This window comes from Pseudoalteromonas sp. TB51, from assembly GCF_000498055.1.
Lineage (GTDB): Bacteria > Pseudomonadota > Gammaproteobacteria > Enterobacterales > Alteromonadaceae > Pseudoalteromonas > Pseudoalteromonas atlantica.
The window spans coordinates 1-13633 of record NZ_AUTO01000363.1 but is presented as its reverse complement, the minus strand read 5'-3'; the positions used below and the strand labels follow the sequence as shown (position 1 = coordinate 13633).

9 protein-coding genes and 2 pseudogenes are annotated in these 13633 nt (G+C 40.0%); 7 read left to right on the top strand and 4 right to left on the bottom strand.

Annotated elements, in window-relative coordinates; all coding sequences use genetic code 11:
- Nucleotides 1-158 precede the first annotated feature (158 nt).
- The 5 genes and pseudogenes from L650_RS0123170 (at nucleotide 159) to L650_RS0123150 (ending at nucleotide 5687) form a co-directional block, all read left to right on the top strand.
- A complete protein-coding gene (locus L650_RS0123170) occupies nucleotides 159-1454 on the top strand; it encodes a PelD GGDEF domain-containing protein (RefSeq protein WP_029774560.1) in 1296 nt (431 codons plus the stop codon).
- Entirely contained in the window at nucleotides 1447-2430 is a 984-nt protein-coding gene (locus tag L650_RS0123165) for a tetratricopeptide repeat protein (protein ID WP_029774559.1), read from the top strand. The genes L650_RS0123170 and L650_RS0123165 overlap by 8 nt, the downstream gene beginning before the upstream one ends.
- A complete protein-coding gene (pelF, locus tag L650_RS0123160) occupies nucleotides 2423-3940 on the top strand; it encodes a GT4 family glycosyltransferase PelF (protein WP_029774558.1) in 1518 nt (505 codons plus the stop codon). The genes L650_RS0123165 and pelF overlap by 8 nt, the downstream gene beginning before the upstream one ends.
- Nucleotides 3928-5291 (top strand): annotated as a pseudogene (pelG, locus tag L650_RS24810) (exopolysaccharide Pel transporter PelG). Before pelF ends, pelG begins: the two are co-directional and overlap by 13 nt.
- A gap of 84 nt (nucleotides 5292-5375) precedes the next feature.
- On the top strand, nucleotides 5376-5687 hold the full coding sequence (locus L650_RS0123150) for a hypothetical protein (protein ID WP_029774557.1): 312 nt from the start codon (nucleotides 5376-5378) through the stop codon (nucleotides 5685-5687).
- A gap of 105 nt (nucleotides 5688-5792) precedes the next feature.
- On the opposite strand, the gene L650_RS0123145 is transcribed toward L650_RS0123150, so the two are convergent.
- From L650_RS0123145 to L650_RS0123135, 3 genes are all read right to left on the bottom strand, one after another.
- Complete coding sequence (locus L650_RS0123145) at nucleotides 5793-6794, bottom strand: D-Ala-D-Ala carboxypeptidase family metallohydrolase (RefSeq protein WP_029774556.1); 1002 nt, start codon at nucleotides 6792-6794, stop codon at nucleotides 5793-5795.
- Nucleotides 6795-6809: 15 nt separating this feature from the next.
- A complete protein-coding gene (locus L650_RS0123140) occupies nucleotides 6810-8126 on the bottom strand; it encodes a murein L,D-transpeptidase (protein WP_029774555.1) in 1317 nt (438 codons plus the stop codon).
- A gap of 211 nt (nucleotides 8127-8337) precedes the next feature.
- Nucleotides 8338-9315: a DNA topoisomerase IB gene (locus L650_RS0123135; protein ID WP_029774554.1), complete on the bottom strand. Its 978-nt coding sequence runs from the start codon at nucleotides 9313-9315 to the stop codon at nucleotides 8338-8340.
- A 343-nt stretch (nucleotides 9316-9658) separates the two neighbouring features.
- Here L650_RS0123135 and L650_RS0123130 point away from each other — a divergent pair.
- Together L650_RS0123130 and purU are read left to right on the top strand one after the other, a co-directional pair.
- A pseudogene (locus L650_RS0123130) lies at nucleotides 9659-11545 on the top strand (hypothetical protein).
- Nucleotides 11546-11841: 296 nt separating this feature from the next.
- Complete coding sequence (gene purU / locus L650_RS0123125) at nucleotides 11842-12672, top strand: formyltetrahydrofolate deformylase (RefSeq protein WP_024033106.1); 831 nt, start codon at nucleotides 11842-11844, stop codon at nucleotides 12670-12672.
- A gap of 308 nt (nucleotides 12673-12980) precedes the next feature.
- Here purU and L650_RS0123115 read toward each other — a convergent pair.
- The coding region (locus tag L650_RS0123115) for an AbgT family transporter (protein WP_029774553.1) at nucleotides 12981-13633 on the bottom strand (653 nt) is incomplete at its 5' end.

Here is a 13633-nt window from a genome sequence, read left to right as displayed (position 1 = left end):
GAGCCGGTAGTCGCACTTACACTTAGCTTAACGGCTAAAGGTCAAACAACCCCACTTTGGACGGGCACTATCGCAAAAAGTGGCTGGGGGCGCGACAGTATTGCCGCGACAGCACAAGATGTCATCGCCGATTTAATTTCGTACATTGAGGTTAGTGAGTGAAAACACATTTTTTTCGACCAAGAGAGGTCCCTGAGCTACAAATTTGGGCTGAGGTAATTGTATTTACCGCGCTTGCAATTGTGCTGCCGCTTATATTTAACGCCGAAGACCCCTTTTGGACGGAAAATGGGTTTTCGTGGCCGGTACTTGGGCCGCTATTAGTGGCTTTGCGCTATGGTTTTTCAAAAGGCTTTATAAGCATATTATGTTTATTAGCCGGGCAATTGCTGTTAAGCAAAAGCGAAGTATTAGCGCAACCTAACGAATTTAATATTAACGCCATGATTGGTTATTTAATTGTAATTATGATTGCTGGCGAATTCAGAGATGTATGGGAGCGCACTAATCAACAGCAAAGTATTGAGCTTGAATATGTAACTAACCGATTAGAAACCTTTACCCGCCAATACCATTTAATAAACTCATCCCACGACCGGATTGAGCAAATGTTAGCAGGTCATACTCTTAGCCTGCGCGAATCGCTCCAAGCGGTACGGGCCGTTATAGGGCAACTAACACAAAGACGGTTAGACAGTGCGGCAAATAGCATTTTAAACTTATTTGTTGAATATGGCTCACTTGAAAAAGCAGCGCTTTATAAAGTAGAAAACAACACCATAATAGAGCAGCCATTAGCAAGCATAGGTGCTATGGGCGAGCTAAATAGGGAAGACCCCCTTATTAAAGCCATGTTTGAAGAGCGCGAGCTGGTTTCTGTAAAAGAGGTTAAAAATAAATTTAGCCAATACCATATTGTTATCCCACTGGTTGATATTAATAACACTATTTACGGGGTGATTTTAGTACAAAGCATTCAATTTTTTGCCCTTAAAAACACCACACTTACTTTGCTAGCTGTTATGGCCGGTAACATTGGCGATTTGTTGCGTCATGAAATTACCAACCCGGTAATGACCCCACAAGAAACCCCTTATTTTGTAAGGCAACTACGCAGGGCCAACAAAGAAGCTAAACGCTATAATATTCCCTCGCAGCTGCTTAAACTCAAAGCAATGCAAACAAGTGAAGAGTCGCGCCAATTATTAGAGTATTTAAGTGAAGCTCGCAGAGGTTTAGATATTTATCTGTACGATAGTCAAAACCACACACTTTTACTGCTTATGCCTATGGCAAGTGAGCTGGACAAAAGTGGCTTTATATCGCGAATTAATACTTGGTGTATCGAGCACTTTGGTAAAACCGTTGAGCAACTGCAAATTAAAATAGAAGAACAAATGGCATTGCCTATAAGCAGCGAACACATCGCTAAGTTAGTTGCATCCCATGATTAAAATTATCGTTGCCGCTTTTATTGGCTGTTTATGTGAATACTTTGCTTTTGCGCATATTTTAGATGCGCCTAACTGGCTGTTGATTGTTTTATTACATGGCATTGCTAGCCTGTGCTTTACCTTTGTAAGCCATGCATTTATTCCTAACAAATACAAAACCACCTTAAAAAGTGGCTCAGCGCTGTTATTTTTACTGCTATTTACCTTGCCTGTATTTGGTATTTTAGGGGTGGTATTTGCCATTACTTTTGCCCTTAGTAAACCGCTTAAAAACAACGATATTGATATTGTAGAGCACAAGGTTCCTGCCCTGCCCTTTGAAGCAAGAAGTGTTTCAGCAACGCCTATTTACTCAATGGGTGGACTAAAAGCTATTTTAAAACACGCCAGTGAGCCAAATAAACGCCTAAGTGCAGTAATGGCTGCACGGCACATGAGCGATGCCCAAGCTATTCCTATACTCAAACTGGCATTAAGAGACTTAGAAGATGATATTCGCTTACTTGCCTATTCAACTCTTGATAGCAAAGAAACTAAACTGAACGAAAAAATAAGCCAGTGCCAACACGCTATAGCCAATACCACGCAACAATCTAAATTGAGCAATCTGCAACGCCAACAAGCCGAGCTTTATTGGGAGCTTAGTTACTTAGGCTTAGCACAAGGCGCACTAAAAAAGTACGTACTAGAAAAAGCAGAAGCACTAACCTTAACAAGTATAAAGTTTAACCCTCAGCCAGCAAGCTATGTGTTTTTAGGGCGAATTCAACTTGCGCTCGGTAAATTAAATGAGGCGCAGCAAAGCTTAAATTTAGCCACGCAATTAGGCATGGCCAGACGCCACGTATTACCTTATAAAGCCGAAGTCGCCTTTGGATTACACAATTACACAGACTGTCAGCGCTATCTTGAAGAGCTAGCACTACAGCCTAAAGGCTCTGAGTTACGCCATTTACAGGAGTATTGGCATGAGTGAAAAAAAAGCCGATATTTTACTCTTACTTGAAGGCACTTACCCTTATGTACGGGGCGGCGTATCGAGCTGGGTACACCAAATTATAGAAGGCCTGCCTCACTATAACTTTGAATTAGTGTTTGTCGGTGGCGCACCCGAACACTACGGCGACATTCAGTACACGTTACCAAGTAATGTAACTAAGCTGCATGTGCATTATTTAGTTACGCAACACAGTACAAAAATAAAAGCGAAACATGGCGTTAAATATAAAAAAGAACTGTTTGATTTTTGGCAGCAATTACAAGGGTATTTCCGTGACTGTAAAGACCCAATACCGACGGAGCTTTTAAAGTTTGCCTTTGAAAATCTAGCTAAAAAAGACGGTATCAACGAAGCCGATTTTTTATACAGCGAGTCGTCGTGGCAGGTGCTGGCAAACTATTATTTAACCTATTGCGATGAATCGTCATTTATCGACTTTTTTTGGTCGTACAGAAATTTGTATAAACCACTGTTTAAAATAGCCGAAATAGCCCGTTCACTCCCTGATGTTAAACTTATTCATTCTATTTCGACAGGCTATGCTGGCATATTGGGCGCAGGTGCAAGCGTTATACACAACACGCCATTTTTGCTTACCGAGCACGGTATTTACACTAAAGAGCGTAAAATAGATTTAATACAGGCCAGCTGGATAAAAGAGTCTGAACAAAGCCTAGGCAAAAACCTAAATACTGAAATGGGCTTTATTCGCCGAATGTGGATCAGCTTTTTTGAGCAAATTGGCCGCACTACTTATAACCAAGCCGACAAAATCATCTCGCTTTATGAGGGGAATAGACAAAGGCAAATTAAAGATGGTGCCAGCGAAAGTAAAGCCTCGGTAGTGCCTAATGGTATAAAAACAAAACGCTTTGCTGATGCGCTTAACGCAAGACCTAAATCGGTCCCTATGGTGGTTGGGTTAATTGGCCGTGTAGTGCCAATTAAAGATATTAAAACCTTTATTCGTGCCATTAAAGAGGTCCAAGCCGAGCTGCCAGAGATAGAAGGCTGGATCATAGGCCCTTTTGAGGAAGACCCACAGTATTATAAAGAGTGCCAGCTATTAGTAAGCAGCCTAGATTTAGACAAAAACATTACGTTTACAGGCATGAGAAACATCGTCGAAATACTCCCTAAGCTAGGTATTGTTGCGTTGACTTCTATTTCTGAAGCTCAACCATTAGTGCTGCTTGAAGCAATGGCAGCAGGCGTACCTGTACTTGCAAGTGACGTGGGCTCGTGCCGAGAAATAATAGAAGGGGCAAGCGAGGAAGATAGGGCCCTTGGTAAAGCTGGCGAAGTAGTTTCTATTGCCTCACCCAGCGAAACCGCACAGCAAATAATCACCCTATTGGAAAATGAGCAAACATGGTATCAGTACCAGAAAAGCGGCCTCAATCGCGTTAAAACATACTACGACGAGAGCCATATGTTTGCCCGCTACGATAAACTTTACAAGGATACAATCGCATGGCCGGAATAGGTTTTGAGATACGTAAAATTCTCAAAAAAAACACCCTACTCTCTGTTTTTGAAGCATACGGTTATGCGGGATTAATAGGCTCAGGCCCTTGGCTGCTTTCTATCATTGCGCTCATGCTAATTGGTATTTTAAGCCTAGGTGTCGTGCTGCCAAAAGTATTAATTATTCAGTTTTTAACGCTTATTACGTATATGATGGCAGCGTCCCTTATATTAACCGGCGGTCTGCAGCTATTATTAACGCGTTTTGTTGCCGATCTGTTTTTTCAAAAAAAGGATGAGCAGGTACTGCCTAATTTACTTGGCGCGCAGCTTGTTACCACCCTTGCCGCATTACTGATCGGCTTAGCAGTATGGCCAATACTACCGCTACCTGTTGTGACTAAAATAATAATATTAGGGGCGTTTGTAAGCTTATGTAACCAATGGCTTGGCGCTATATTTTTGTCGGGAATGAAGGAGTACCGACTTATTTTAGTAACCATGTTAAGCGGTTACAGCTTTATGGTGTTACTGGCATTTTTACTGCGCGACTGGCAAATAGACGGGTTGTTTTTTGCTTTTTTTGCCGGTGAAGCGCTGCTCTTTTTTAGCTTTTTGTTTATGATTATTCGTCGCTACCCTGGCGGTAAACTCATTAGTTTTGATTTTTAAACAATAAAAAAGTGTATTACAGCCTATTTTTTTGTGGGCTTTTTTACAACATAGGCGTGTGGGCCGATAAAATTATTTTTTGGTACTCCCCCGCTACCTCTATCCAAATTATAGGCACATTAAGAGCAAGCCCTATTTACGACTTGCCTATATTTTTAGCCTATTTAACCATTATTCCAGGAATGGCGGTATTTTTAGTCAGAATGGAAACCGACTTTGTAGAACAATACGACCGTTTTTATACCGCCATTAGAGGTGGCTCATCGCTTGAAGAAATTTTTTACCTAAAAGATAAAATGGTGCAAACAGCGCAAGGCGGCCTTTACGATATATTTAAAATCCAAGGTATAACCGTTGCGTGCTTATTACTGTGGGGCGAGCAAATACTGACCTTTATAGGCATAGACCCTAACTATAAAACACTGCTGTTTATTGATGTGGTGGGTGTAGGTGTACAGGTTATATTTTTGTCTATCTTAAATATTTTGTTTTACTTAGATAAGCGTGCCACCGTATTATTTTTATCTGGGCTGTTTTTGTTTATCAATATCGTATTTACGATTGCCTCAATTGCATTAGGGCCACAGTTTTATGGTTACGGTTTTGCGCTCTCGACCATAATTACATCTGTAATTGGTCTTTATTGGCTATCAAAACAATTTGAAGAGCTTGAGTACGAAACTTTTATGCTGCAATAATATATTATAAAAGCGTTATAAAAGTCGTCTTCTTTTACGTGACTGAAAACGTACTGAGTTTCTCTATATTTAATGGAATATATTATGGAAATTAATTATTTAAATTATTCACTTCAAGAGTTGCGTGAAGCTTGGATAGCAGTTGATGATTACACATATCCGGAGCGTGCAATTGAAGTTTATAAACTTTTAAAAAATTTGGAGATAAAAGCTTCAGAAGAAAATTATTGTGATACATCATCTACTTGGGTTGTCTCTATGCTACGCAACTTCAACAAGCCTAAAATATTTGACCCAGCCTTTAGCGATGTATTACTTGAAGAAAGTAGTGCTATGATGAAAGAGAAGCGAGTTATTAAACTTATAGCAGAGCGAGAAAATATTGATCACATGTAAGTGATCAATATTTTAAGTTAAGAGCAACACTAGCCAAATTTAACGTGGAAAAGAGTTTGGCTTTTTACTCGCATCATTTTTTACCAACACAAAAAAGCTATGTGGTTATTTACTCACCCAGCGCGCTTTAAAACCACGCGTATCAACATGTATAAATGCACCGCGATGCGATTTTGGCCCGTAAACACCTAAACCGCCAAGTAAGCCTTTAAATGATTCTCGCTTAGCGAGCGACTCCACTATGCTAGCCATAGCTTGTGCATCGCCAATAGAGTGCTTGCCGTCGTTGTTTATATCATCCATACGGTAGTCGCCATCGTTATCTATAAATATATCGGCAGCGTCGCCAAACACATGGCGGCTAAGCTTTACGTTACCAATGGCTTTGTTGTAATAAGGGGTGCGGTAACCGCTCATTACCACCATATTTTTAACCGGTATGTTTTCTAAAATCAGCTCTTTGCGTATTTTTTCAAGTTTAAGTAACAACTTGTTTTGTAAAAATAAGTATTTAGGGTGCTTACTTCGTTGCTTACTCACAAATTCTTTAAGAGAAAAATGCGGTGATATTTTTATATTTTCGTTCTCTGGGGTCACCTTTACAAAACCATCGGGCACTATGTAATGCTTACTATCTTTAATTTGTGAGGGCGTTGGGTAATGGCCAATGTGGTAATATTTAAGCTTTCCACCTTGTACTTCATCTGCAGGTACTTTAACAAACACATTAATTGTCATACGTTGCTTTTTGTCGGGGGATTCAATAATTACCCGTGTTAAGCCAGGCTTTTTAGGCGCCTGCCACTGCCAGCGGTTTGTATCCGTTAAGGTGGCGTTGCTATGGTTATTAATAAATGAATAGGATCGTTTTGATTGTGCGTAAAGCACTTCAAATTCAACTGCCTCATTAGGCATCACAAATACAGAAAACACCGAATACGGCATTACTATGTCGTTAATTTTTAGGCTAAACTCTGCATCTTCAAAATTTGCTTTATTTTGAATATCAACGCTTGGGTGTGCTTTTTTCACGGGCTCGGCGGCATAACTACCTACGCTTACGCAAAGCGCTAATATGCAGCCTAAAATACTCGGTATAAACGGCATAAATCCTCTCATAGTCTATTTAATCAATGCAGCAATGACTGACTGATCTTCGTTTTTAAGTAATGCTTTTGCGTCGTGTTGATAAATATCGTCTCTAAAATTAACGAGCATGTCTTCATCAACCCACGCCGTCCAATACACTAAATGAATAGGTAAGGGCTCATTTAAATAAAAAGTTTGAGTGGTATCGGTATCTCTGGCTTTATCCACTTGCTTAAGGGTGCGCTCTTCACCTTGGTGCTTAATTATTTCACGCGCCAATGAAAATGGCTCTTCAACCCTTATACAGCCATGTGATAACGCACGCTGCGCTTGGTTAAAACGCTGCTTTGCTGGAGTATCGTGAACATAAATGGCCTCAGGATTTGGAAACAGATATTTCACTTCGCCAAGTGGGTTTTCATCCCCTGCACGCTTAACTAAAAAGTGATCAAACTGATAGGGCTTAATAGACTGCCAATCAATATTACTAGGGTTAACTGTTTTAGAATCTAGGTAGCTGTTTTTTCTAATTTCGATATTATTTTTAGCAAGGTACTGAGGATCTTTTGCCACCTTTGGTGCTATTTCTTTGGTTGCAATAGAGGTTGGTATACGCCACTCAGGGTTTACTACAAATTTTTCGATTTCGTCACTAAAGGCAGGTGTTTCCCAGCTCGGCTTACCCACAATAACGTTATTTTGTAGTTTTACTTCGCCTGCTTTTACATAGCGCAATGTGTACTCAGGTATGTTTACATACACATACTGCGAATCACTTGAGCCTGCGAAGTTAGTTATGCGGTAAAAGTTAAGCTTTAATTTAGCCAATTTTTTCTTAGCGGGTACATTAAGCTTAGCTAAGGTGCGCTTTCCTACTCGCCCATCAACCTTTAAACCGTGGCGACGCTGAAACTGTTGCACAGCCTGCTCAATGGTTTTATCAAATGTGCACATTGCGGTGTCACATACATTGCTGGTTAAGTCACGCTCTTGATACAAACGCAGCGCTAACTGACTCACCGCTTTACTGGTGCTGCCAAGTTCAAGCAACTCATTAGTGTATAAAGGAGTAAACCCGCCACTGTTAACTATTTCTGTGTACCAGTTAATTGCTTTTTCGGTGCGCGCTATTAACTGTGCTGCATTTTGATCAAAATAATAATCGCCATTTTGCAATTGTTGTTGCGAGTTGTAAGTGGTCAATGAAGAGTTGGCAAGTGCCACACTTTCAAGATCTGCACTGCCTAGCGCTTGCCCTGTTAGCATGGCGCTAACGCAGCCTGCAAGCGTAGCGTGTAACGTAATGTGCTTTACCTTTGTAGACAATGCCTTTGAAAATAACCCCTTCACTTTGTACCTCCTCGCTAAATATCATTGATAAATGCTTTTGTACTTACTGCTTAACAGTAATTTGAAGGTGCAATGCAGGTGCCAAAATAAAATAAAGTCACAACACACTGAAATTTAATAACTTTTTAAACTTTTACATGGTAATTAAAAAACACTTCAACTACGCAATTATGTAATTTGGTTGCTGTAGTGTGTAAAGTTGCTATAGCAATTAGTCTTTTAAAAAGGCTAAAAAGCCACGTTCATAACGACTCAAGTATTTTGTTTTTCGCGGTAAAGAAAGCGACTCTCGCCACGCTGTTTGGGTTTGCTCATTCTCTTTACACAAGGCAATTAAATCCGGGTGAATATACGATTTACGTGCAATAGCGGGCGTGTTACCTAGCTGCTCAGACACGCTCTCGAGCATACTTTTTAAACTAAGTGCGCCTTTTGCTTTTACAAGCTGCTTAAAGGCAATAACACTGGCTCGCCAGGTTCTAAAGTGTTTAGCGCTAAAGTCCTCACCCATTATTTGTTGAATATACTGGTTAATTTCACTAGAGGTTACGTTTGTGCGCTCTCCATCGCTTATATATTGAAACAAATGCTGACCGGGTAAATCTTGTAGGTCTTTAATTACATGGCTAAGCACTCTGTCGGTTATGTTTACCTCGCGCTCTTTGCCCGATTTAGCCCGATACCGTAGCTGTATATTTTTACCCGTAAGCTTAGCATGGCGATTGCGCAGGGTTGTGGCGCCAAAACTTTTGTTTTGCTTTACATTTCGCTCGTTACCTACCCGCAATGCACCTAAGTCCATAAGCCTAACTACCGCAGCTAATGTGCGCTCTACGCTGAGCTCATCCCCTTGTAAATCGTTTTCTAAACGGGCACGCAGTAATGGCAGCTTATTGCCAAACACCCCACAGGCTTGGTATTTTTTCGCCTCTTGTTGAGCTCTAAAATCTTCATGGTAGCGGTATTGCTTACGACCTTTACTATCTACCCCGGTTGCTAAAATATGGCCATTTTCTTCAGGGCAAAACCAAGCATTTTTGTAGGCGGGCGGAAACGCTAACGCATTTAAACGATCAATCACTTTTTGATCGGTGATTTGCTTTCCTATTGGGTCAAAGTACAGCCACGTTTTGTTTTTACGCTTACGGGTTATACCGGGTAAATTATCATCTACGTAGATTAGTTTCATTTATGCTCCTAGCAACTTAAACCACCATCAATAAATGTATCACTGTAAAATAACCTTAAACTGAACAACGTTATTGATATATAATCAAAAATTGAACAATAATATAAAAATCCGTTTAGTTTAATTACCTGCTTAAGTATATAAACTGCACCTTTTGGTACCGTTTAGCTATGCTCATTTTGGCCAAAATATACACGGATAATAATACCAACTCGCTTAATTAATTAGTCTATTTGAGCCCGGAAAACATAGCTAACACTAGGTTTGGTCCCGCAAATGATTAAGTATTATTGCAAAACTGGTAACCCCCCTTAAATAATGTGCTGTTTACAAGGAGCATACAATGGCATTTGATTATGGTTCTATTGATCTTGGGTTAAAAAACCCCTTTAAGTTGGAAGGTAAAGTAACCGCGCTAAGAGGTATTATTGAGTCGGTAGCAGGCGTAAGTTTACTTGTTATAGCTGCAAGCTCGGTGAAAGAAAGTACCACCGCAGGCTGGATTTTAATGCTATTTGGCATGTTTATTTTAGCGCTGGGTATTCGCTCTTTATCGTCAGGTATTTATGCCACCTTAAAATACTTTGTAGGCAGAAACCACCCTACATCGCTTGCGTATAATTTTAGTAAGTCTGAGAGCTCTACCGCGCAAGAAGAAAAAAAAGAAGTAGCCTATAACGCCCAATCACTCGAAGAAATGCTGGTTGGTCGTAAAAACAGTACCTTTAAAGAGCCTAACGGATTTTTATCTCGTTTGTTACACAGCTTAATTCCCAAACTGTTATTTTTACCTTACCCAATTCGAAATGTTGCGCAGCGATTATTTGGCTCATGGGTGAGCACGCTTGTTGCCTTAATTGCTTATGGGCTTGTAGCGTTTGTTTCGCTGTCGGGCTTTACTGGGGAAGCTGGCGAATTAGCCCTTCCGGTTTACAGTGCTATTTTAATGTTTTATGTGCTTTTTTCTTGGCGCTCAAGTAGTAAACCTATCTCTCGCAATGCTGAAAGAAACATTGAAGCGCTGGGAGGCGGTACATTAGCTAAAATTATTTCGTTGTCATTTATTTTGCCTATTGTTATTGGCCTTTCTATGTCGTGGCTAATGCAAGAGCAACATATCAGCAAACAAGAAATAGACGCGTGGCTGGCACAACTGCCAAACTTGCATGCTGGCATATACCTCATTGCCATTATTATATTAGCAACGTTAAGCTGCGCATTAGTATTTACAATGATCAAAGCACGCTTAAACGCAGTGACCCCTACCGCCGAAGTGTCAGAATTACGTGAAAACTGGCAAGAGTCTGTTCACCCTGATGAAGTATTTATAAACCTTGATAATCTTGTCATGGCAAATAGACGCTACAAAGAAGTGCCTAATAGAGTTTACCGCGAGCTAGACCCAAAATTGCAAGAGCAAATAGAGGGTAAAGGCGGTTTTAAAGGCGAAATGATTCAAGAGGTTCAGCCTAAACTACACGCTATGGAGCTAGGTAAAAACTTTACCCTAGCCAGGTTAGTCGCGCTAATCAGTGCTAATTTACTTTATATTGTGGCGTTAGCATTAACGGTGTGGTTAGCCTATTCATTAATAGATATTTATTACTACATAGATAGCGCTAATATTAATAATTTACAGCAAGCGTTTAATAACCAAAATGTTATACAGTTTAGTAGCTTACTAATGAGCAGTGTTCATATTTTAATAATAGCAGTGATTATTAAAGCCTTTGCTCGTTTATTGGCTAACTGTGCTCATTTATTTTTTGCCTAAATGCAGTTTGAATCATTACTTGTGTACTTTAAGTGCGAAGGTACATTTACCGAATCTAAAATTTCAACGGGGACAGGTATTCACGACAGCACCCGCTCAGAAAACACCTTAGTGCGCAGCAGTATCACGCCATGGGTCATTGTCTCTCGTGTTATTACGAGCACGTTTGCTGCCACCGGTATGAAAAACCTTGAGCATCCTCGCCATATAATGGAAATGCACAAAGATGAAGGTCAATTACAAGCCATTAAAAATGATGTAATTGCCTTTCTAAAAGACCGCGAATCAATTGCTTCAATTACCAGTGAGCGCGATTTAGGTAATGCATCGCAAATACATCAATTAAACCAACAAACCCGTGCAATACCTACTCAGCAAGCAATAACAAAAGAGGATGAAGAGGCCGCTGGTTACCTAAGGCAAGAAGAGAACTTAACACCAGAGCCTAAAGCTTAATAATCGCTTTGCTATATTTGTAAAAGCTAAACTGCGCCGCGGTTTTAATCTAGGCAACTAGGTTACAAACCGTGCGCGCACTAAATACTTACCACTAAACCTTTTTTAAATACCCGCTTGTTAAAATTTATGGTGTTTATCTGCCTTATTATTAACGTATTTTTAATTGTCCTTCACTTTATCGAATCATTTATACCTATTTGACCGATTAATTCTAAATTTACGCATAAACCCCTTGCTTTATGCGTTAAAAACCAAATAATGAAGCAATTATAAACTGGGTAAGAATGAGGAAAATGAGCTATATACTAACCACCCAATGTGCCGACGATGTAGGCCTAATTGCCAAAATTACAGGGCTTTGCCACGCGCACAATTTAAATATTACACGTAATAACGAATTTGTAGATAAAGACGCCAAGCGCTTTTTTATGCGCACTGAACTAACCGGCGAGCCACAAAGTGACTTTTTATCGCAATTACGCGCTTTATTACCTGAGGGTGCACAACTTGCTCTACATGATGATACAAAAACTAAAGTGGTACTGCTTGCAACAAAAGAAGCACATTGCTTAGGGTCTGTATTACTTAAACAGTTTGAGCAAGCGTTAAATATTGAAGTATTAGCTGTGATTGCCAACTACCCAGATTTAGAGCCATTAGCAAAAGGCTTTGATGTGCCTTTTCATGTTGTTTCGCACGTAGGCCTAAGTCGCGCCGAGCATGATGAAAAAGTAGGTGATTTAATTGCCTCTTATAACCCTGACATTATTGGCTTGGCAAAATACATGCGCATACTAAGCCCTGAATTTGTGGGTCGCTTTGAGAACAAAATTATTAATATTCACCACTCGTTTTTACCGGCCTTTATTGGCGCTAAACCGTATCATCAAGCATTTGAGCGCGGCGTAAAAATTATTGGTGCTACGGCTCACTTTGTAAATAATGAGCTAGATGAAGGCCCTATTATTTTACAAGACGTTACCAGCGTAACGCACGCTAACACCGCTGAAATGATGGCTAAAATGGGTAAAGACGTAGAAAAAACCGTGTTTAGTAAAGCCTTACAACTAGCTTCTGAACACAAACTATTTATTAACGGTAATAAAACCGTGGTATTTAGCTAATACCATTTCGCATAATTAAGTGATCTATTTTGAGGATGGATAAACGTGTTGATAGCAAGGCAAAAAATTCGCTATTTAGTTGCTCTAAATGAGAATTTTTTAACGCAGATAGCGACACGTTTAGCCCCTGAAAATGATTAAGTATTATTGCGGATTGGTATAAGACCCCTTTTACATACTATAAAGCCAGCAACAGGGCTCTCCCCTTTTGCTGGCTTTTTTATGCCTCACAGCTTAATTAGAGTCAGATATTAGCTGTAGCTGTGTTTTATCCGACACCGTATTTAATTGTAAATTGGCATCCACCATTAAGGTGTGTAATAAATAGGTGACTCAGGCCCTACTGGCAAGCCTAAAGCAAACACCCATACGTAAAATAAAATGACCCAACCGATAAAAAACACAATACTGTATGGCAGCATGGTGGCCACTAACGTTCCTATACCCATGTCTTTTTTATATTTAACTGCCACCGCTAAAATTAAGCCAAAATAGCTCATCATTGGGGTGATTAAGTTAGTCACAGAGTCACCAATACGATACGCCGCTTGAATGGTTTCTGGCGCGTAACCAATAAGCATAAGCATAGGCACAAAAATAGGGGCTGTAATCGCCCACTGCGCCGATGACGATCCTAAACTCAAGTTAACCATTGCACACATTAATATAAACAATACAAATACTTCTGGGCCAGTAAGGTTTAACGCTTGTAATAGTGCTGCACCATTAATTGCCAAAATAGTGCCTAAATTAGTCCATTTAAAAAAGGCCACAAACTGGGCTGCAAAAAATACTAATACTATATATAAACCCATTGAGCTCATGCTTTTGCTCATTGCGTTAATAATGTCTTTATCGTTTTTCATGCTGCCAACAACACGCCCGTAAACAAAGCCTGGCACACTAAAAGTTACAAATATAATTGCGACTATTCCTTTTAAAAAAGGCGAGCCTGCCACTT

Coding starts and splice junctions, on each gene's coding strand:
- L650_RS0123165 (WP_029774559.1), top strand. CDS start 1,447: ATGATTAAAATTATCGTTGCCGCTTTTATTGGCTGTTTATGTGAATAC.
- pelF (WP_029774558.1), top strand. CDS start 2,423: ATGAGTGAAAAAAAAGCCGATATTTTACTCTTACTTGAAGGCACTTAC.
- L650_RS0123150 (WP_029774557.1), top strand. CDS start 5,376: ATGGAAATTAATTATTTAAATTATTCACTTCAAGAGTTGCGTGAAGCT.
- L650_RS0123145 (WP_029774556.1), bottom strand. CDS start 6,794: ATGCCGTTTATACCGAGTATTTTAGGCTGCATATTAGCGCTTTGCGTA.
- L650_RS0123135 (WP_029774554.1), bottom strand. CDS start 9,315: ATGAAACTAATCTACGTAGATGATAATTTACCCGGTATAACCCGTAAG.
- purU (WP_024033106.1), top strand. CDS start 11,842: ATGAGCTATATACTAACCACCCAATGTGCCGACGATGTAGGCCTAATT.